The organism is Rhodococcus sp. BP-261 (assembly GCF_019835205.1).
Lineage (GTDB): Bacteria > Actinomycetota > Actinomycetes > Mycobacteriales > Mycobacteriaceae > Rhodococcoides > Rhodococcoides kyotonensis_B.
Map to the genome: position 1 here is coordinate 100740 of NZ_JABUCO010000001.1, position 20381 is coordinate 121120.

The 20381-nt window shown below is 65.5% G+C and carries 16 protein-coding genes; 10 read left to right on the plus strand and 6 right to left on the minus strand.

Translation table 11 applies throughout. The features are described from left to right. The first annotated feature begins 84 nt into the window (after positions 1 to 84). From msrB to HQ354_RS00485, 3 genes are all read left to right on the plus strand, one after another. A complete protein-coding gene (msrB, locus tag HQ354_RS00475; RefSeq protein ID WP_222633982.1) occupies positions 85 to 567 on the plus strand; it encodes a peptide-methionine (R)-S-oxide reductase MsrB in 483 nt (160 codons plus the stop codon). Further along, positions 564 to 1082: a peptide-methionine (S)-S-oxide reductase MsrA gene (gene msrA / locus HQ354_RS00480; RefSeq protein ID WP_068420736.1), complete on the plus strand. Its 519-nt coding sequence runs from the start codon at positions 564 to 566 to the stop codon at positions 1080 to 1082. Before msrB ends, msrA begins: the two co-directional genes overlap by 4 nt. An 80-nt stretch (positions 1083 to 1162) precedes the next feature. Continuing rightward, positions 1163 to 2758 (plus strand): sodium:proton antiporter, encoded by a 1596-nt coding sequence (locus HQ354_RS00485; protein ID WP_222633983.1) that lies wholly within the window; start codon positions 1163 to 1165, stop codon positions 2756 to 2758. A gap of 31 nt (positions 2759 to 2789) precedes the next feature. On the opposite strand, the gene HQ354_RS00490 is transcribed toward HQ354_RS00485, so the two are convergent. Next, positions 2790 to 3563 (minus strand): 2-phosphosulfolactate phosphatase, encoded by a 774-nt coding sequence (locus tag HQ354_RS00490; protein ID WP_222633984.1) that lies wholly within the window; start codon positions 3561 to 3563, stop codon positions 2790 to 2792. Positions 3564 to 3769: 206 nt separating this feature from the next. Continuing rightward, positions 3770 to 4933 (minus strand): MFS transporter, encoded by a 1164-nt coding sequence (locus HQ354_RS00495; protein ID WP_068420732.1) that lies wholly within the window; start codon positions 4931 to 4933, stop codon positions 3770 to 3772. A 138-nt stretch (positions 4934 to 5071) separates the two neighbouring features. Between HQ354_RS00495 and HQ354_RS00500 the strand changes: the two genes are divergently transcribed. The 5 genes from HQ354_RS00500 to treZ all read left to right on the plus strand — a co-directional run bounded on the left by HQ354_RS00500 (position 5072) and on the right by treZ (position 14136). Further along, positions 5072 to 5536 carry a MarR family winged helix-turn-helix transcriptional regulator gene (locus HQ354_RS00500; RefSeq protein ID WP_068420730.1) on the plus strand — a complete coding sequence of 155 codons (465 nt, stop codon included), beginning with the start codon at positions 5072 to 5074 and terminating at the stop codon, positions 5534 to 5536. 92 nt (positions 5537 to 5628) lie between these two features. Then, entirely contained in the window at positions 5629 to 7734 is a 2106-nt protein-coding gene (locus HQ354_RS00505; protein WP_222633985.1) for an acyltransferase family protein, read from the plus strand. Between the two features lie 33 nt (positions 7735 to 7767). Beyond that, positions 7768 to 10032 (plus strand): glycogen debranching protein GlgX, encoded by a 2265-nt coding sequence (gene glgX, locus HQ354_RS00510; RefSeq protein WP_068420726.1) that lies wholly within the window; start codon positions 7768 to 7770, stop codon positions 10030 to 10032. Between the two features lie 4 nt (positions 10033 to 10036). Continuing rightward, on the plus strand, positions 10037 to 12409 hold the full coding sequence (gene treY, locus HQ354_RS00515; RefSeq protein ID WP_222633986.1) for a malto-oligosyltrehalose synthase: 2373 nt from the start codon (positions 10037 to 10039) through the stop codon (positions 12407 to 12409). Next, positions 12406 to 14136, plus strand: coding sequence for a malto-oligosyltrehalose trehalohydrolase (treZ, locus tag HQ354_RS00520; RefSeq protein ID WP_222633987.1), 1731 nt, complete (start codon positions 12406 to 12408; stop codon positions 14134 to 14136). Before treY ends, treZ begins: the two co-directional genes overlap by 4 nt. Here treZ and HQ354_RS00525 read toward each other — a convergent pair. Then, complete coding sequence (locus HQ354_RS00525; protein ID WP_222634081.1) at positions 14109 to 15656, minus strand: MFS transporter; 1548 nt, start codon at positions 15654 to 15656, stop codon at positions 14109 to 14111. The two genes, treZ and HQ354_RS00525, sit on opposite strands and share 28 nt — an antisense overlap. A gap of 147 nt (positions 15657 to 15803) precedes the next feature. Between HQ354_RS00525 and HQ354_RS00530 the strand changes: the two genes are divergently transcribed. Then, positions 15804 to 16340: a TetR/AcrR family transcriptional regulator gene (locus HQ354_RS00530; protein WP_222633988.1), complete on the plus strand. Its 537-nt coding sequence runs from the start codon at positions 15804 to 15806 to the stop codon at positions 16338 to 16340. Here HQ354_RS00530 and ilvA read toward each other — a convergent pair. From ilvA to HQ354_RS00545, 3 genes are read right to left on the minus strand one after another with little or no spacing between them, the layout of a single operon-like run. Next, positions 16328 to 17689 carry a threonine ammonia-lyase IlvA gene (gene ilvA / locus HQ354_RS00535; RefSeq protein WP_222633989.1) on the minus strand — a complete coding sequence of 454 codons (1362 nt, stop codon included), beginning with the start codon at positions 17687 to 17689 and terminating at the stop codon, positions 16328 to 16330. The genes HQ354_RS00530 and ilvA overlap by 13 nt on opposite strands. 43 nt (positions 17690 to 17732) lie before the next feature. Further along, complete coding sequence (locus HQ354_RS00540) at positions 17733 to 19520, minus strand: pyruvate dehydrogenase (RefSeq protein WP_222633990.1); 1788 nt, start codon at positions 19518 to 19520, stop codon at positions 17733 to 17735. Further along, positions 19520 to 19957: a nitroreductase family deazaflavin-dependent oxidoreductase gene (locus HQ354_RS00545; protein ID WP_068420713.1), complete on the minus strand. Its 438-nt coding sequence runs from the start codon at positions 19955 to 19957 to the stop codon at positions 19520 to 19522. Before HQ354_RS00545 ends, HQ354_RS00540 begins: the two co-directional genes overlap by 1 nt. A gap of 163 nt (positions 19958 to 20120) precedes the next feature. On the opposite strand from HQ354_RS00545, the gene HQ354_RS00550 reads away from it, so the two are divergent. Continuing rightward, the gene (locus HQ354_RS00550) at positions 20121 to 20354 is read left to right on the plus strand and encodes a hypothetical protein (RefSeq protein WP_167675011.1); all 234 of its coding nucleotides are present in this window, start codon (positions 20121 to 20123) and stop codon (positions 20352 to 20354) included. Positions 20355 to 20381: the final 27 nt, after the last annotated feature.

Here is a 20381-nt window from a genome sequence, read left to right on the forward strand (position 1 = left end):
GCGTCGCGAACTGGGAATATCAGCGCCTGGGCGACGTTTACCTCGGTGGGACTTCGATGCCCCACCCAGCAGGAAGGACGGCACATGTCGCGCACCTACGCGAAGGATTCGAACGCCATCGAACGGCTGACGCCGGAGCAGTACCGCGTCACGCAGCAGAACGGCACCGAACGAGCCTTCGACAACGAATACTGGGACAACCACGAACCCGGCTTGTACGTCGACGTCGTCACCGGTGAGCCGCTGTTCTCCTCGATCGACAAATACGACAGCCACTCCGGCTGGCCGAGCTTCACCCGACCACTCGACGCGCGGAGCGTCGTGGAGAAGCGAGATTTCAGCCACTTGATGATGCGTACCGAAGTCAGGTCCTCCGCGGGTGATTCGCACTTGGGTCACGTATTCACGGATGGGCCGAAAGACGAGGGCGGACTGCGCTACTGCATGAACTCGGCGGCCCTGCGGTTCGTGCCGGTGGATCGGCTGGATGCCGAGGGCTACGGTGAATACCGCGCGCAGTTCGAGACAACTGACGATGCACAGCCAGACGAAGGAGCGCAGAAGTGACTGCAACGACCGAAACCGCCATCCTCGCCGGAGGATGCTTCTGGGGAGCCCAGGAACTGATCAGGCACCAGCCCGGGGTCGTGTCGACACGCGTCGGATACTCGGGCGGCGACGTTCCGAACGCCACCTACCGCAACCACGGCACGCACGCCGAAGCGGTCGAGATCGTGTTCGACCCGTCGGTCATCTCGTTCCGTGACCTGCTCGAGTTCTTCTTCCAGATCCACGATCCGTCGACGAAGAACCGTCAGGGCAACGACGTCGGCATGAGCTACCGCTCCGCGATCTTCTACACCAGCGACGAGCAGAAGCAGGTGGCTCTCGACACGATCGCCGACGTCGACGCGTCGGGCCTCTGGCCGGGCAAGGTCGTCACCGAGGTCACCGCTGCGGGACCGTTCTGGGAGGCCGAACCGGAACACCAGGACTACCTGCAGAACTACCCCACCGGGTACACGTGCCATTTCGTGCGACCGGGTTGGAAGCTGCCGCGTCGTGAGGCCGCATCCAACTGATTCACACCACCGAAGGGCCCCGAGCAGACGCTCGGGGCCCTTCGTCGTATCTGGACTTGTTCTCCTGAAAGGATCCGGGTGTGGACATTTTGATCGTGATGGTCGCAGGCCTGCTCGCGATCGCCGCGGCATCGATGCTCGGCGAGCGAATCGGCGTCGCCGCTCCCCTGCTCCTGGTACTCCTCGGCATCGGCATCAGCTTGATGCCGTTCGTGCCCGACGTGGAGATCGACCCCGAGTGGATTCTCGCAGGAGTGCTTCCGCCGCTGCTCTATTCGGCGTCGGTGTCGATGCCGACGATGGATTTCAGACGCGAGTTCGGCGCGATCGGTGGCTTGTCGGTGCTGCTCATCGTCGTCAGCGCCATCGTGCTCGGCTCGTTCTTCAGCTGGGTCATCCCGGATCTGAACATCTGGTGGGGTATCGCGCTCGGCGCCATCGTCAGTCCGACCGACGCCGTCGCGACATCGATCGTCCGCGGTCTTCCGGTGTCCAAACGGGTCGTGTCGATTCTCGAGGGCGAAGGTCTTTTGAACGACGCCACGGCACTCGTGCTGCTGCGCACCGCGATCGCCGGTGCCGCCGCGTCGGTGTCGCTACTGGGAGTCATCGGCGACTTCGTGTTCGCCGTCGCCGTTGCAGCCGTCATCGGGCTCGTCGTCGGGCATCTCAATCTGAAGATTCGCTCGAGGGTCACCGATTCGACGGTCAACACCGTCATCTCCTTCACCGTCCCCTTCCTCGCGGCCGTTCCTGCCGAGGAACTCGGCGCGTCCGGGCTCGTCGCAGCGGTCGTCGCCGGTCTCGTCACCGGCCACGGCGCGCCTCGATCGCTGTCGCCTCGACACCGGCTGTCGGACACCCAGAACTGGCGGGCAGTCGAATTGGTGCTGGAAGGCGCCGTGTTCCTGACGATGGGACTCGAACTGTCCACGATCGTCGCCGACGTGAACGACGACCACCGCGGCATCGGAACAGCGGCACTCGTGGCCGCAGGTGCCCTCGTCGTCACCATCCTCGTGCGCGCCGCATTCGTCGCACCGCTCATTCGCCTGCTTCGCCGACGTGCAGCTCGTTTCGAACGGTTGAAGCCCAAGCTGTACGACGCCGCAGGCCGCCTCGACGGAGACGGTGAGACCTACCTGTTTCGCGGACGCCGTCAGGCGTCGGAAAGTCAGATCGCTCGCTTCCGCACTCGAATACGCCGCGGACTCGCCGACATCGACTACTTCCTTGCCGCGCCTCTCGATTGGCGGGACGGCACCGTCGTCGTGTGGGCCGGCATGCGTGGTGCCGTCACGTTGGCTGCCGCGCAGACTCTTCCCGAGGACACGCCTGCGCGATCGCTGCTCGTCTTCGTCGCGTTTCTGGTCGCGACCGGATCGCTGCTTCTGCAGGGTGGCACGTTGAAACGCGTCGTGGGTTGGGTGACGCCGACGGGCGCCGAGGAGACGGAGGAGGACGACGCGCAACGCGATGGAATTCGACGCCTCCTCAGCGAGGCCGCGGCGGCGGTCGACGGGAAGGGACGGTGGGAGCAGATCTCCGCGCAGCGGACTGCCCTGCTCGACGCCCGCGACGACGGCTTGTTCGACGCGGAATCGTTGGAGAAGGCGCTCAACGTGTTGGATGCCGAGCAGATCGGATTGGAGCTCAGGAGGCATCCGAAAGGGTGACGACGGGTCGACGGGGTATGCCGCGGGAACGTCAGTGATTCATTACGCGCCTGTGGTTCACGAACCGGTCGTCGCGCAGGATCGGCACAGAGCGGCTTCGATTCACCTCGGCCGCGATGGCAACATCCGACGGATACCCGTCGAGAACGAGTTCGCGCCCCGACGCACAGCTCTGCAGCTTTGCCTCGACCGTGCCCGAAATCGAGTTCCACGTCGCTGCAGCGACTTCGGCCTCAGGTGACACCTCGAGACTCGGCCTGCGGTCGACCAACTCGGCGAGTACCGCACCTGCTCCCCACAGATCTTCGACCGAGGGTCGCAGGGATCCATCGGGCCAGCGCTCCCCCGCTGCGATGACGGACACGACCGATCCATCGCGGTAGTTCGCAGAGATCCATTCGGCGACCGACGACGCGTTGCGTAGGGAGGCGCCGATACACACGCCGGACGAAGCGGACAACGAATGCGCAATCGACGACCTGTTCGGCGATGGGAGCACCAATCTCGCCAGCCCCTGCGCGAACCGGACCGTGCCTGGCGAAAGGCTTATATCGGATGCCCGTGCTTCGCGTCGACCGAGAGCGAGGACAGCGTCCCGATCAGCGGCGAATTGTTCGGCTCCGTCGTCTCGCCATCGGTATGGGAACACCTCGACGCCCCGGTCGATGGCGACAGAGAGTGTCGTGGTGAAGGACAACACATCCACGACGACCGCCACGTCGGCATCGGCCCCGATCGCAGAAGCTCCGGTGAGTCCCCAGTCGAACCGGACGGAATACGAGCGCTGTCGATGTGCGGAATGCATCGGGTCAGTGTTGCACGATCGAAGATGCTGTGCCGCTGCACCATTCGGACAGAACTGACCGGGCGCGGAAAGCGAACCGCCGTCAGCTGGGAGTCATGTCCCACTTGCTCCCCGCCCATCCGGATTTCCGGTTCAGCGGCCGGCAACTGGGACATCACACCCACCCTGCCTTCAAGTCGACGATCCCGCCGCCCTTGTTCGAGCACTTACGCGGCCACCAGCTCCCGATTCCGTTGCAGCGCAGTCGCGACGACCAGAACGCCGACAGCAGCGGCGGTGATCACCGCGCCCGCCCAGATGGGTGACGTGTAACCGAGACCTGCGGTGATCGTGACTCCACCGATCCACGCACCCAGGGCATTGCCCAGGTTGAACGCCGCGATGTTCGCTCCCGACGCCATGGTCGGCGCCTCCGACGCGAACGACATCACCCGCATCTGCAGAGCGGGAACCGTCGCGAAACCGAACGCACCCATCAGGAACAGGGACACGACGGTGGCGATCTGGCTCTCCGCGGTCGACGCGAAGAACACGAGCACGACCGTCAACACGGCGAGGACGACGAGCAACGTGCCGGTGAGACTGCGGTCGGCTGCCTTGCCGCCCACGTAGTTTCCGACGAACAAACCGACGCCGAACAGCACGAGCAGCCACGGCACCGACGTCGTCGAGAACCCTGCGACATCGGTGAGCGTGAACGCGATGTACGTGAACGCTCCGAACATGCCGCCGTACCCCAGGACCGTCAGCGCGATGGACAGCCAGACCTGGACCTCGCGGAACGCGCGCAGCTCGTGACGCAGATTCGCGTCGGCCTGCGATTCATGCTGCGCCGGGACGAGAGCGAGAATGCCGACGAGCGCGACGACCCCGATGACCGTGATGGCCCAGAACGTCGACCGCCAGCCGTACGTCTGGCCGAGAAACGTGCCGAAGGGCACGCCCAGCACGTTGGCGGCGGTAAGTCCGGCGAACATCATCGCGATGGCGCCCGCCTGCTTGCTCGGTGCGACCATGCCTGCGGCAACGACCGAGCCGATGCCGAAGAACGCACCGTGACACAGCGCCGCGACGACGCGTCCCCCCATCATCACCTCGTACGTCGGCGCGAGAGCCGACAGGAAATTACCTGCGATGAACAGGCCCATCAGTCCGACCAGCACGCTCTTGCGCGGAAACCGGCTGACGAGTGCGGTGACCACGAGCGCTCCGACGACGACGCTCAGTGCGTAGCCGGTGATCAGCCAGCCCGCGACGGGCTCGGTGACGCCGAAGTCCGCGGCGACGTCGGGCAGCAGTCCCATGATGACGAACTCGGTGAGCCCGATGCCGAACCCTCCGACGGCGAGAGCAAGTAGCCCTAGTGGCATGAAAAGACCCCTCGATCGATGCGTGAGTAGATATAGAGCGTGTGCATGTAGTTGCACACGCGTCGTAAATAGTTGCACGCGCGCGATAAACGCGCAAGCTGCTAAACTCGGGCCCGTTCACCGGCACCAGGAGCAGACATGGGAATCGCAGACGACTCGTCGCTCGTTCGCGCACAGGGCTGGCGGACACTCGCCGCCCTTCACGCACACATCGAGAACGAGCTGGAGCGGACCCTGCAGTCCGAGCACTCGCTGTCGGTCGTCGAGTACACGGTGCTCGACGCATTGAGCCGTCAGGACGGATGGCACATGCGCATGCAGCAGCTGGCCCGGGCGTCGGCACTCAGCAGCAGCGCGACTACTCGTCTCGTGAACCGCCTCGAAGATCGCGGGATTCTCACGCGCATTCTCTGCAAGGACGACCGACGCGGCATCTACACGGAACTGACCGAGGAGGGCAGGCAGTTGTTGAACCGAGCTCGCCCCACGCACGACGACGTCCTCGAAAGCGCTCTCGCCTCGGCACACCAGGTCCCCGAACTCGCACCGCTGGTCGACGCCATACACGCACTTCCCGCCGCGACGTCAGCTCCCGTTGCTTGATTGTTCACGTAGGGCTACGGACCAGTATCGTGTCCCCGAGCCACTGAACGCCGTACTGGATACACGCCGACTGCCGGAGTTTTCACCCTCATATGCATGCCCATAGCCACCCCGTCGGCGTCACCGATCCTCAGCTGCCCGCGCCTCGGGTCGAGGGGAACGCTGCGGTTCGCGAGGACCTCAACGGACTCCGCGGTGTGGCAATCGCCCTCGTGGTCGTGTTCCACGTCTGGATGGGTCGCGTATCCGGCGGTGTCGACGTCTTCCTCACGCTCACCGGTTTCTTCTTCACGGCATCGCTGATCCGCACCGCCCGGGCGGGCGGAAGCCTGAACCCGTTCACCCGTGTCTCTCGAATCCTCCGCAGGCTCGGGCCACCTCTCGTGCTGGTTCTCGCCGGAGTCGCGGTCGGGGCGGTGACCGTGTTTCCGCGCACTCGCTGGGCGGACATCGGGGATCAGCTCGTGTCGGGCGTCTTCTTCTTCGCGAACTGGGAACTGGCCTGGACGTCGCAGGATTACCTGGCAGCGGATCCGAACGTCAGCCCACTGCAGCACCTGTGGTCCGTGGCCGTGCAGTTCCAGTTCTATCTGCTCGCGATCGTCGTCGTGTTCGGTCTCGCCGCGATCCTGCGTCGCTCGCGGGGCTTTCACCGCGCAAGCCCCGATCCCCGCGTCTACCTCGTTCTGTTCTCCGGATTCGCTCTTCTGTCCTTCGTGTACGCGGCGGACGGCGCAACGCGGCTGCAGTCGTGGAACTACTACGACACCGGCGCTCGTCTCTGGGAGATCCTGGCCGGAGCCGCATTGGCTGCGGTGTTCGCCGCCCGCGGCTCGACGGCAGAGGACGAGGAAGGTCTGCCGAAGCGGACCGGCCGGACCGTGCTCGCACTGGCAGGTATCAGCGCGATCGTCGCGTGCGGTTTCGTGCTCGACGGCGTCCGTGAGTTTCCCGGCCCCTGGGCACTGTTTCCCGTTCTCGCGACACTTGCGTTGATCGTGGCGGGACCGTCGACGCCCGTCGCCCGTGTGCTGCGCAGCCGCGTCGGCCTGTGGCTCGGATCGATCGCGTTCCCGCTCTACCTCTGGCACTGGCCCATCCTCATCTTCTGGCTCGCAGTCACCGGCGAGCCGTCCGCGAGCATTCCCGTCGGCGCCGCGATCATCGCCGTGTCGGTGCTTCTGGCCATGGCCACCGTCCGGCTCGTCGAGAAACCGATGCAGTCGAAGGCCAGGTCCATTCCCCGAATCGCCATCACCGCCACCGCCGCGGTCCTGGCTGCCGTCGTGGTTGTCGGCTCGACCGGCTGGAATTTCTACATCGATCGCACGGTCGCGAAGCTCCAGGCTGCCGACGGCGACGATCTCGCGACGCATCCCGGTGCGCTCGTTCTCACCGACGGCGCCCAGGCCGACGACGCCGACATCGCACCGTCCCTTTTCTCCGCTCCCGAAGACCTGCCGATCACGACGATCGAGGGCTGCATCGCCGACTTCGAGACGAAGGACGCCGTCAGTTGCGAGTACGGCGATACGACGGCGCCGCGCACCATTGTCCTGGCGGGCAGTTCGCACGCCGAGCACTGGATCACCGCGCTCGACGCACTCGGACGCGAACACGGATTCCGCATCGTGACGTACCTGAAGATGGGATGTTCGCTGACCCTCGGAACGATGCCGATGCTGGGCGACACCGAATATCCGGACTGTCTCGACTGGAGCCGGACCGTCGTCGACAGGCTCGGAGAGAGTTCGCCCGATTACGTGTTCACGACATCGACACGCCCCCGCGAGGACGGGCCGGGCGACTACACCCCGGACTGGTATCTGCAGGTGTGGTCCGAGCTGTCGGCGCGCGGCATTCCCGTGCTCGCGATGCGCGACAACCCGTGGCTCGAACGCGGCGGCGTCCAGTATCGAGCGATCGACTGCCTCGCCGACGGCGGTTCGGCGACGTCGTGCGGCATGCCCCGCGACAATGCGCTGTCCCCGATCGATCCCGCGCTCGCCGCATCGTTCCGATTCCCGACGGTGTTCCCCCTCGACCTGTCGAACGCGCTGTGCGACGTCGACATCTGTCGTGTGATTGCGGGCAACGTGCTGATCTATCGCGACGAACATCACCTCACTGCGACGTACATGCGGACTCTGACCGCGGAACTCGGGCGGAAGATGGCGTCGGCGACGGGTTGGTGGTGAGCCGGGGCGACCCGGCCACAGTAGGGTTGATCCATGCCTGAGGACACCGCCACCGAATCACCCGCGATCGAAATCTGGCCGGGGTCCGCCTATCCGCTGGGAGCCACCTACGACGGTGCCGGGACCAACTTCGCGTTGTTCTCCGAAGTGGCCGAAGCAGTCGACCTGTGCCTCATCGCCGACGACGGAACCGAGACACGCGTCCGCTTCGAGGAATCCGACGGATTCGTCTGGCACGCGTACCTCCCGTCGGTCGTGCCGGGCCAGAAGTACGGGTACCGCGTACACGGACCGTGGGATCCGGCGAACGGACACCGTTGCGACCCGAGCAAGCTTCTGCTCGACCCGTACGGCAAGGCGTTCGAGGGTGACTTCGACGGCGACCGGTCGCTGTTCTCCTACAGTCTCGACGCCCCGGCACCCGAGATTCCGGCGGAACCGGACACGGACGAGAAGCCGTTCGAGGACGCCGAGGATCTCGTCGATCCCGACGGGGAGATCGTCGACATCGACCCCGTCGCGCACGACGAGACGCCGCGCGACGACTTCCCGCAGCACGACTCGCTCGGCCACACGATGACGACCGTCGTCATCAACCCGTTCTTCGACTGGCAGAACGACCGCGCGCCGAAACGCCCGTACCACGAGACCGTCATCTACGAGGCACACGTCAAGGGTATGACGATCGCGCACCCGGACGTACCCGAGTCGCTCCGCGGCACGTACGCCGGTCTCGCGCACCCCGCGATCATCGATCACCTGCTCGATCTGGGGATCACGGCGATCGAGCTCATGCCGGTGCACCAATTCATGCAGGATCAGACGTTGCTCGACAAGGGTCTGCGAAACTACTGGGGCTACAACACATTCGGATTCCTTGCGCCGCACGCGGACTACGCGTCGAACCCCAACGCAGGCGCGGCCGTCAGCGAATTCAAGGCCATGGTGCGCGCATTTCACGATGCCGGCATCGAAGTCATCCTCGACGTGGTCTACAACCACACCGCCGAGGGCAACCACATGGGCCCGACCATCAGCTTCCGCGGCATCGACAACGCCGCCTACTACCGCCTGGTCGACGGCGACCCGTTTCACTACATGGATTACACCGGCACCGGCAACAGCCTCAATGCCCGCCATCCGCACACGTTGCAGCTGATCATGGATTCGCTGCGGTACTGGGTGACCGAGATGCACGTCGACGGCTTCCGCTTCGACCTCGCGTCGACGCTTGCTCGCGAACTCCACGACGTCGATCGCCTGAGCGCCTTCTTCGATCTGGTCCAGCAGGACCCGATCGTCAGCCAGGTCAAACTGATCGCCGAGCCGTGGGATGTCGGCGAGGGCGGCTATCAGGTCGGCAACTTCCCCGGACTCTGGACGGAATGGAACGGCAAGTATCGCGACACCGTCCGCGACTACTGGCGCGGTGAGCCGGCGACGTTGGGCGAGTTCGCTTCTCGCTTCACCGGGTCATCCGACCTGTACGAGGCAACCGGGCGTCGTCCCGGCGCGAGCATCAACTTCGTCATCGCGCACGACGGCTTCACCCTGCACGACCTGGTCTCGTACAACGAGAAGCACAACGAGGCCAACGGAGAGGACAACAACGACGGCGAGAGCCACAACCGATCGTGGAACTGCGGCGTCGAAGGCCCGACCGACGACCCCGAGATTCTCGAACTCCGCGGACGGCAGATCCGCAACATCATGGCGACGCTGCTGCTGAGTCAGGGAACGCCGATGCTCGCGCACGGCGACGAATTCGGGCGCACCCAGCAGGGCAACAACAACGTCTACTGCCAGGACTCCGAATTGGCGTGGATGGACTGGTCTCTCGCCGAGAGCAACGCGGACCTGTTGCAGTTCACCAAGACCGCGATCGCGCTACGCAACGACCATCCGGTTTTCCGTCGCCGACGCTTCTTCGAGGGCAGGCCGATTCGTAGTGGCGAGCAAGCGCGCGACATCGCCTGGCTGACGCCGTCGGGCGAAGAGATGACGCCCGAGGACTGGGACAGCGGCTTCGGCAAGAGCCTCACCGTCTTCCTCAACGGTGAGGGTATTCCCGAGCCGGACCAGCGCGGCGAACGCGTCATCGACGACTCGTTCCTGTTGTGCTTCAACGCACATCACGAGGCACTCGACTTCCTGACGCCGGACGGCGCCTACGCCAAGGAATGGACCGTCGCGCTCGACACGGCCGTGCCGAACGGCGTGAGTGAGAATGTCATCGAAGCGGGTACACACGTCGAGGTGGCCGCCCGGTCACTGCTCGTTCTACGAAAGACGGACTGACCCCATGACGATCCCGTCCAGTACGTATCGACTACAGCTGCGCGGGGACGGGTTCACGCTCGAAGATGCCCGAGGGATCGTCGACTATCTCGACGACCTCGGCGTCAGCCATGCCTACCTGTCCCCCGTCCTGTCCGCGACCAAGGGCTCGACACACGGATACGACGTCGTCGATCCGACGATCGTCTCCCCCGACCTCGGCGGGCGAGCGGCACTGGAAGCGCTGACGGCCGAACTGCGTTCGCGCGGAATGGGCGTCGTGATCGACATCGTGCCCAACCACGTCGGAGTCGAGGATCCGCGGCAGAATGCGTGGTGGTGGGACGTACTGCGGAACGGTCGCGCGTCGCAGTACGCCGGCTTCTTCGACATCGACTGGGCCGACGACAACGGGGTGGACGGCAAGATCGCGCTGCCGATCCTCGGCTCGGACTCCGATGTGGACGAGCTGACGATCGACCGCACCGGTGATGCGCCACTGCTCGCCTACTACGACCACCGATTCCCCATCGCCGACGGGACCGACGACGGTGACGCGACCACGATTCACGACCGTCAGGCGTATCGACTGGTCAGTTGGCGGGCCGGACTCGTCGGGTACCGCCGTTTCTTCTCCGTCAACGGCCTCGCCGGGCTCCGGCAGGAGGACTACGACGTCTTCACCGAATCCCACAAGGAGATCGCGTCGTGGATGACGGACGATCTCGTCGACGGCCTACGCGTCGACCATCCGGATGGTCTCGCGGATCCCGCGGGCTACCTGACCGAGCTGCGTGAGCTGATGGGCGAGGATCGCTGGCTCGTCATCGAGAAGATCCTGGCGCGGGGCGAGCCGCTCGACACGTCACTGCCCGTCGACGGCACGACCGGCTACGACGCGCTTGCCGACGTCGGCGGCGTGTTCGTCGATCCGGCAGGCGCCGCGGCGCTGGGCGAGCTGTCGCAGTCACGTACGGGCAGCGCGAGCGATCCGGAGTGGCTACATGCCACGGAACGAGAGCTCAAAGCGGCTGTCGCGCAAGGCGATCTGGCACCCGAAGTGCGCCGGCTCACCCGCGCGATCCTGCGCGAATCACAGGCCGACATCTCCGCCGAGACCGTCACGGACGCCGTCGTCGCTCTGGTGGCGCACATGCCGTACTACCGATCCGATTACGCACCCCTCGCGGGAACGATCCCCCGCGTCATCGGGACGGTGTTGCAGAACAGACCCGACCTCGAAGCCGGACTCGACGCTGTCGCAACGGCTCTGGTGGCGAACGGTGAGTCGGCGGTCAGGTTCGAGCAGGTGTGCGGCGCGGTCACAGCCAAGGGCGTCGAGGACTGCCTGTTCTACCGGGCCACCCGGCTGATCTCGTTGCAGGAAGTCGGCGGTGATCCGGCGATCTTCGGCGTCGCCCCCGCGCAGTTCCATCTGGCGAACGCCGACCGCGCGGACCGCTGGCCTGCGGCGATGACCACCCTGTCGACGCACGACACCAAGCGCGGCGAGGACGTCCGAGCACGCATCGGCGTCCTGTCCCAGATTCCCGAACTCTGGGCACGCTGCGTCGCGGACTGGGAAGAAATGGTTCCCAGTCCCGACGGCGCGACCGGACTTTTTCTGTGGCAGAACCTCTTCGGTGTCTGGCCGGTCGACGGCGCCATCGACGACTCACTACGCGAGCGGGTTCACGCATACGCGGAGAAGGCGATGCGCGAAGCAAACCTTCGCACAGGATGGAACGACGTCGACGAGACGTTCGAGTCGTCGGTGCACGAATGGCTCGACTCGGTGATGCAGGGATCGGTCGCCGACTCGATGACCATGCTCGTCGCACGAGTCGACGTACACGGACGCAGCGACGCGCTGGGGCAGAAGCTTCTTCAGCTCGTCGGACCCGGCGTTCCCGACGTCTACCAGGGCACCGAACTGTGGGACGACTCCCTGGTCGATCCGGACAACCGGCGACCGGTGGACTATCGGATTCGACGAGAGTTGTTGTCCGGCAACGACGTTCGGCCGGAGACCACCGATGCGGCATCGAAGTTCCGCGTCGTACGGGCTGCGCTGCGTCTGCGTCGTGAGCGTCCCGCGAGTTTCGTCGGCGGAACGTACGCGCCCGTGTACGCGACGGGATCGGCATCGGCACACGTCGTCGGATTCTCTCGCGGACCGCAGCAGAGTGAGCCGGACGTGATGGCACTCGCAACGCGTCACTCGTCGACCCTGCAGAACGAGGGTTGGGGAGACACCACCGTGGTACTCCCGCAGGGACAGTGGCGCGATCGCCTCACCGACACGGTGTACACCGCGCAGGCATCCGCCACCGAACTGTTCGCAGCGCTCCCCGTGGCGCTCCTGGTCCGCGAGAACGTAGGAGACACCGACCGATGACGCACCGCTTCGAGGTTTGGGCACCGACACCCGACACCGTCCGCCTGCACCTGGACGGTGAGCTGCACTCGATGCAGAAGCGTGAGGGCGGATGGTGGTTCGTCGACGCCGACGCATCGCTGGGCAGCCGGTACGGCTTCGTGCTCGACGACGACGACGCCGTGATCCCCGACCCACGCTCGCCGCGCCAACCCGAGGGGGTGCACGAGCTGTCGCAACTGCATCGCGTCGACCCCTCGGTCTGGACGGATTCGGCATGGACCGGCCGGCAGCTGCCGGGGGGTGTGGTGTACGAACTGCACATCGGCACGTTCACACCCGAGGGCACGTTCGACGCAGCCGTGGACAAGCTCGATCACCTGGTCGATCTCGGCGTGACGTTTGTCGAGATCATGCCCGTCAACGGATTCAACGGCACCCACAACTGGGGCTACGACGGCGTCCTCTGGTACACCGTCCACGAGGCGTACGGCGGGCCCGACGGGTTGCAACGACTCGTCGACGCGTGTCATGCCCGCGGACTCGGCGTCGTCCTCGACGTCGTCTACAACCACCTCGGGCCGTCGGGAAACTATCTCGAGCGGTTCGGTCCGTACATGTCCCAGGGCGCCAACACGTGGGGCCAGACCATCAATTACGCAGGCGCCGAGTCCGGCAATGTCCGGCGGTACGCGATCGAGAACGCGCTGCGCTGGTTCTCCGAGTTCCATGTCGACGGACTACGGCTGGATGCGGTGCACGCCATCGCGGACACCACGGCGGTGCACCTGCTCGAGGAACTGGCCATCGAGACCCGTCGCCTGTCGGCGCACCTCGGACGCCCGCTCACTCTCATCGCGGAGAGCGACCTGAACGACCCGACACTGATCACGCCTCGCTCGGGCGGCGGCTACGGTCTCGACGCACAATGGGACGACGACCTACACCACGCGATCCACGCTGCGGTGTCGGGCGAGCGGCAGGGATACTACGGCGACTTCGGCTCGCTCAAGGGTCTCGCGAACACGTTGCGGCAAGGCTTCTTTCACGCCGGAACGTACTCGAGTTTCCGAGGGCGCAGGCACGGCAGGCCGGTCGACACGCGACGGATACCGGCGAGTTCGTTCGTCACGTACACGACGACGCACGACCAGGTCGGCAACCGGGCGACCGGCGATCGCCCCGGCTTCTATCTGACGCCCGGGCAGTTGGCGGTGAAAGCTGCACTGGTGCTTGCCTCTCCGTACACCCCGATGCTGTTCATGGGCGAAGAGTGGGGCGCGTCGACGCCGTTCCAGTTCTTCACCTCGCATCCCGAACCCGAATTGGGGAAGGCGACGGCGGAAGGTCGCAAGGCCGAATTCGCCGAGCACGGTTGGGATTCCGACGACATTCCCGACCCGCAGGACCCGCAGACATTCCTGCGGTCCAAGCTCGACTGGTCCGAACTCGGTGACGGCGACCATGCGCGCCTGCTCGAGACGTACCGCGGATTGCTGTCGCTCCGTAAGCAGTACGCGGACCTCACCGATCCGTGGCTCCAGAACCTGACGGTCGACTACGACGAGGACGAGCAATGGATCGTCCTGCATCGCGGGTCGCTCCGCGTGGTCTGCAACCTGTCCCCCGACACGGTGACCGTCCCGGTCGGCGGCACCCCACTGCTGTCGTGGGAGCCGCCGATCTCGGACGAAACCGGTGCCGCGACGCGAGTTCCGGGTCATTCGTTCACGATCTTGGCGGCGTAGCCGCCCGTGCGCGCTTGGTTCGCCCCTGGGCCAACCACGCGCGCACGGGTGCGTAAGCGCACCGCGACGACGACCGCCGTCAGCGCCAACAGCACGGCCGTCGCCACCGAAGCCACGTGCATACCCGTCACGAACGCGGTGTGCGCAGAATCGGCCAACAGGGCGGCGGCCTGCTCCGGCATGCCCCGTGAGACCTCGACGGCACCACCGAGCGTCTCCTGCGCCGTCGCGGCCTGCGCCGAGTCCAGCCCCGACACGTCAAGTCCACGACGGAAGAACGACATGACGACGGTACCGAGAACCGCAACACCCAGCGCGATGCCGAGTTCGTAGGCGGTCTCGGACACCGCCGACGCCGCGCCAGCCTTCTTCGGCGGGACAGCGCCCACGACGAGGTCCGACGTCAACGTCAGCGCGACACCGGCACCCACGCCGATGAGAACGAAGCCACCGACGAACAACGCCGGACCGCTGCTCACCCCCAAGCCGTACAGCAGTGCCGGGCCCAACGCCGACAGAGCGAGGCCACCTGCCAACACCGTTCCCGGACGCCAGATTCGGACCAGGTACGCGGCCACCAACGACATCACGATGCTCGACGCCGTACCCGGCAACATCAACAAGCCTGCTTCCAGCGGGCTGTACCCGAGCACCAGCTGCAGGTACTGCGCACCGAAGAAGAGCACACCCGCGAGCGCGAACACCGACAGGAAGTTCGTGAAGACAGCCGTCGAGAACGCAGGGTTCGAGAACAACCGCAGGTCGATCATCGGGTCGTCGAGCATGCGCTGACGTCGGACGAACACCACGCCCGCGGCGACACCGACCACCGCGGCGAGCACGTTCACGACACCGACTCCGTGCGTCGCCGTTTCCTTGACGGCATACACCAGCGGCACCAGCGCGAGCATCGACAGAGCCGCGCTCACGAGATCGAACTTGCCCGGGTTCGGATCCTTCGACTCGGGAATCACGAACGGCCCCAACAGGATCAGCAGGACCATGACGGGGATGTTGATCAGGAACACAGCTCCCCACCAGAAGTGCTCGAGTATCCAGCCGCCGACGAGCGGGCCCGCCGCGGCCCCACCGCCCGCCATCGCACCCCAGACACCGATGGCCGTGGTGCGTTGCCGGGCGTCGGCGAACATCGTTCTGATCAGGCCGAGCGTCGCGGGCATCAGCGTCGCACCGGACAGCCCCTGCAGGACACGGGCCGCGATGAGCATGTCGGGGCTCGTCGACAGTCCGGCAACGACGGACGCGATACCGAACCCCGCAGCGCCGAGGAGCAGGAGTTTTCGCCGCCCGATGCGGTCACCCAACGTGCCCATCGTGATCAGGAGGCCGGCGAGCACGAACGAGTAGACGTCGATGATCCACAACAGCTGATTACTCGTCGGCGCAAGATCAGCGCTGATGAACGGCAATGCAAGGTCCAGCACGGTGCCGTCGACCGCGATCAGCAGCACGGCAAACGCGAGCACGATCAGCCCGATCCAGTCCTTCTTCGTCGCCATCGTCGTGACGTCGGATTGCACGTCGTGCGTGCGCAACTCACTCACTTGTTCTCCTTGGATGACTCCGGCGACTCGACCGTCCAGCCGGTACAGTCACCGAGGGTAGCAGCTGACCGTCCAGCCGGTACAGTCGTTTACACTGGCGGTATGTCACGCGACACACGAGACCGAATACTCGACGCGCTCGAAGAGCTCCTGCTGGACGAGGGATCGACGAAGGTGACGCTCGAGGCCGTCGCGGCGAAGGCCGGAGTGTCCAAGGGCGGACTGCTCTATCACTTCAACACCAAGGACGCGATGATCGCGGCGATGGTGCGACGGCTCGGCGACCGTTCCGACGCACAGCGAGCGCAGGCCGAACAGGGCGGAACCACCGTCGCTCAGTGGTACCTGCAACCGCCGGAGACCATCTCGGAGAAGGAGATCGATCTGTTTCGATCGACTCTCGCGGTGCTGCGCAGCATCGACGGCGCGCCCGGCGAGATCCAGGATGCCGTCACCGAGGTCATGCGGTTGTGGGACGAAGCGATTCGCGCCGAGATCACCGACCCCGTCGCGGCCGAGATCGTCAGACTCGTCGGCGACGGGATCTACCTGAATGCGCTGATGAACCTGCCAGGTGTGGAACCCGAGCTACACCAGAAGGTGGTCGAGCGCCTGCTCGCCGACGATCAGGTGAGGTAGCTGTACGCCGGTGAACCCGGTTCGAGCTGTTCGACGCGCAGCCGCGACGACCGCATCCGTTCCAGCAACGAACTGAGTCCCGATGCATGACCCAACTCGACGCCGACGAGCGCGGCACCGGTTTCCCGGTTGTTGCGCTTGACGTACTCGAACAGTGTGATGTCGTCGTCGGGCCCGAGGACTTCGTCGAGGAATCGACGCAGCGCGCCCGGCTCCTGCGGGAAGTCCACCAGGAAATAATGCTTCAGCCCGAGGTGCACCAACGAGCGTTCGAGAATCTCGCCGTAACGCGACACGTCGTTGTTGCCGCCGGACACCAAGCACACGACCGTACTACCCGGCGCAACCGAAATCTGGTTCAGCGCAGCAACACTCAGCGCACCTGCCGGTTCGGCGATGACTCCCTCGTTCTGGTACAGGTCGAGCATCGCCGTGCAGATCGCACCCTCGTCGATCTGCGTCATCAAGAACGGTCCCGACGCGTTCTCGGTGCGCGGGAAGGTCGGCACAGTCACGAGGGGCAGCGACGCGTGCGAAACGACCTCGGCGCCGAGGAATCGCAGCGCCTCGTACGGCACGTCGCCGATACGACGTACGGCGGCACCGTCGACGAAGGGATCGATGTTCGACAACGTCACCGGACCGCCCGCGACGAGCGCGGCCGTCATCGACGCAGCTCCCGACGGCTCGACACCGACGAGTGCCGTCGACGGGGAGCGTTCGCGCAGATATGTGGAGATGCCGGCGATGCAGCCGCCGCCTCCGACCGGCATGACGACCGTGTCAGGAGCGGCGCCGAGCTGCTCGACGATCTCGGCGGCGATCGTGCCCTGACCTGCCACGGTCCGCGGGTCGTCGAACGGCGGCACCATCGTGGCGCCGGTCCTGACGACATCCTCGGCAGCCGACGCCGCAGCCGCGTCGAACGTGTCGCCGGTGACGATCAGCTCGACGAACTCGCCCCCGTGCACACGGATCCGATCGCGCTTCTGCTTGGGCGTGTTGGCCGGCACGTAGATCCGGCCTTGCACCTGCATCGCGCGGCACGCGAAGGCGACGCCCTGCGCGTGGTTGCCTGCACTGGCAGTGACGACTCCGACGGTCAGCTCCTCGGGCGTCAGCTGGGCCATCAGGTTGTAGGCGCCGCGAATCTTGTACGAGCGCACGATCTGGAGGTCTTCACGCTTGAGATAGACGTGCGCGCCGGTGACAGCGGACAGCCGTTCGCAGTATTGTAGCGGCGTCGACGCGACGACGTCCGAAATTCGCCGGGCAGCCGCATCGATGTCGTCCGCGGTGACCGCGAACGGATGAGTGCGTGCTTCGGCTACTTCAGGCGAGTTGGACACCCGTCCATGCTGCCACCAGCGCAGTTCCGACGATAAGTCGGGACTACCGTCTCGGGTCGAACTGAGACGGCAGCGGAACGTTACGCAGGTTCGACTTGGCCATCTGCACCGCCTCGCCGACGCCACCGTTCATGACCATCCGTGACATCGCCAACGCGAATCCCTTCACCTGCTCGCCGGTGATCGTCGGCGGCAGCGACAGCGCGTTCGGGTCGGTGACGATGTCGACCAGTGCCGGCCCGTCGTGTTCGAGCGCCGCCGCGATACCCGACTCCAGGTCGGCCGGGTCCTCGATGCGCCGCGAGAAGATCTTCAGAGCCGACGCGATTGCCGCGTAGTCAGTGGCGGGCACATCGACCCCGAAATCGGGAATGCCGTCGACGAGCATCTCCAACTTGACCATGCCGAGCGTCGAGTTGTTGAACACGACGATCTTCACCGGCAATCGATACATCGCGACGGTCAGCAACTCCCCCATCAGCATGGACAGGCCACCGTCGCCCGAGAGCGACACGACCTGACGCGTCGGGAACGCGACCTGCGCTCCGATCGCATGGGGAAGCGCGTTGGCCATCGAACCGTGCAGTGCCGACGACACGAAACGTCTACTGCCGTTCGGATTCAGATAGCGAGCGGTCCACACGTTGCACATGCCGGTGTCGGAGGTGAACACGGCGTCGCGTGCAGCCAGGTCGTCGAGGATCGACGCCGCGTATTCCGGGTGGATCGGCGTTCGTTGCTTGACCGGCGTCGTGTACGCGCCGACGACCTTCGTCATCAGCGTCTCGTGTCGATCGAGCGTGCGCTTCAGGAACGACCTGTCGGACTTGCGCTGCACCAGGGGCAGCAATGCCGCCAGCGTGCTCTTCGCATCGCCGTGCACGGCGAAATCGAGACTTGTTCTGCGACCGAGCTTTTCGGCCGCACTGTCGATCTGCGCCGTCCGCACGCGGTCGGGCAGGAATTGATCGTAGGGAAAGTCCGTCCCGATCAGGAGAAGCAGGTCCGCGTCGTGGATGCCGTCGTGTGCCGCGCCGTATCCCAGGAGTCCCGTCATCCCGATGTCGAACGGATTGTCGTACTGCACGTACTCCTTGCCGCGCAACGAATGCCCGATCGGTGCACCGAGCAGCTCGGCGAGCTCCAATAATTCGGTCCTCGCGTCCTTCACCCCAGCACCCGCGAAGATCGCCACCGTGGACGCCTCGTCTATCGCGGCGGCGAGCCGTCGAACATCGACGTCGTCGGGAACGAGCGACGGCGTGCCCGTCTTCAGGAACGACGGCGCCGGACGGCCCACGGGTTCGTCGGCGATGTCGCCGGGCAGCGTCACGACGGCGACGCCCGGTGCACCGAGTGCATGCTGCACAGCCGAATGCACCACTCGCGGCGACTGTTCGGCGGTGCTGACCAACTCCGCGTACACCGAGCATTCGACGAACAACCGGTCCGGATGCGTCTCCTGGAAGAAGCTCGAACCGATCTGCACGCTCGGGATGTGCGACGCGATCGCGAGCACCGGCGCGCCCGATCGGTTGGCGTCGTAGAGGCCGTTGATCAGGTGCAGGTTTCCGGGACCGCACGAGCCTGCGCAGACCGCGAGCTGTCCGGTCAGCTGCGCTTCGGCGGACGCGGCGAATGCCGCCGCCTCCTCGTGCCGAACGTGGATCCAGTCGATGCCGCCTTCCGACGATCCCCCGCTGCGGCGGACCGCGTCGACGATCGGGTTGAGGCTGTCGCCGACGACGCCGTAGATGCGCCGCACCCCCGCGTCGACGAGTTGCTCGACGAGCTGCTCGGCTACCGTGCCGGGCTTCGAATTCCTCGCCACTACTGGACCCGGGTCAGCACGAAGACCGGAATCTCGCGGTCCGTCTTCTTCTGGTAGTCCGCGTAGTCCGGGAACGCCTCGACAGCCCGCTCCCACCACACGGCCTTTTCGTCGCCGGTGACTTCCCGTGCGGTGTAGTCGGCGTTGTCGGTGCCGTCACGGAGTTCGACCAGCGGCTCGGCGACGATGTTGTAGTACCAGACGGGATGCTTCGGTGCGCCGCCCAACGATGCGACCACCGCATATTCGCCGTCGTGCTCGACGCGCATCAGCGGCGTCTTGCGCAGCTTGCCGGATTTGTTGCCCTTGGTCGTCAACAGCACGACCGGCATGCCGCGCAACGACGTTCCCTCGGTGCCGCCTGAACCCTCCAGCAGCTCGGCCTGCTCGCGCGCCCAATCGGATGTGCTCGGTTCGTATTCACCTGTCAATGGCATGACCCCGAGTATCCCAGCATCGATGGACCGTGGCAGCCGTTGGACAACTGTCGTGGACCATCGATGCACAAACAGGGCGCCGACAGAAGAAGTTTCGGTGGACCGAAACCTGCGATGCGTATACCCTGAAGCGAGTACGCAGCACAGCCGAACGGAGCGCGCAATGACCTACGCAATCCCCCGAATCCCTACCCGCAGGCCCGCGCAGGTACACACCGTCGACATCGCCGGGACCGCGTGGCCGGTGTACAAGGTCGAGTCGTTGATTTTCGGTGTGCTCGTGTTCGTCGGCGCGCTCGCTCTCACCACGTCACTGCAGGTCGCCGTCCTCGGTGCCGCAGCAGCAACCGTCGTCGCGTGGTGGGTTCTGAAGTCGACGGAGCAACTGCGCAACTGACTGCACGACAGTGGCCGGTGTCGACGG

Excerpts from the sequence above, each read along its gene's own strand:
- msrB (WP_222633982.1), top strand. The coding sequence starts at position 85 with ATGTCGCGCACCTACGCGAAGGATTCGAACGCCATCGAACGGCTGACG.
- HQ354_RS00490 (WP_222633984.1), bottom strand. The coding sequence starts at position 3,563 with ATGCATTCCGCACATCGACAGCGCTCGTATTCCGTCCGGTTCGACTGG.
- HQ354_RS00495 (WP_068420732.1), bottom strand. The coding sequence starts at position 4,933 with ATGCCACTAGGGCTACTTGCTCTCGCCGTCGGAGGGTTCGGCATCGGG.
- HQ354_RS00500 (WP_068420730.1), top strand. The coding sequence starts at position 5,072 with ATGGGAATCGCAGACGACTCGTCGCTCGTTCGCGCACAGGGCTGGCGG.
- HQ354_RS00505 (WP_222633985.1), top strand. The coding sequence starts at position 5,629 with ATGCATGCCCATAGCCACCCCGTCGGCGTCACCGATCCTCAGCTGCCC.
- glgX (WP_068420726.1), top strand. The coding sequence starts at position 7,768 with ATGCCTGAGGACACCGCCACCGAATCACCCGCGATCGAAATCTGGCCG.
- treY (WP_222633986.1), top strand. The coding sequence starts at position 10,037 with ATGACGATCCCGTCCAGTACGTATCGACTACAGCTGCGCGGGGACGGG.
- treZ (WP_222633987.1), top strand. The coding sequence starts at position 12,406 with ATGACGCACCGCTTCGAGGTTTGGGCACCGACACCCGACACCGTCCGC.
- HQ354_RS00525 (WP_222634081.1), bottom strand. The coding sequence starts at position 15,656 with ATGGCGACGAAGAAGGACTGGATCGGGCTGATCGTGCTCGCGTTTGCC.
- HQ354_RS00530 (WP_222633988.1), top strand. The coding sequence starts at position 15,804 with ATGTCACGCGACACACGAGACCGAATACTCGACGCGCTCGAAGAGCTC.
- HQ354_RS00545 (WP_068420713.1), bottom strand. The coding sequence starts at position 19,957 with ATGCCATTGACAGGTGAATACGAACCGAGCACATCCGATTGGGCGCGC.
- HQ354_RS00550 (WP_167675011.1), top strand. The coding sequence starts at position 20,121 with ATGACCTACGCAATCCCCCGAATCCCTACCCGCAGGCCCGCGCAGGTA.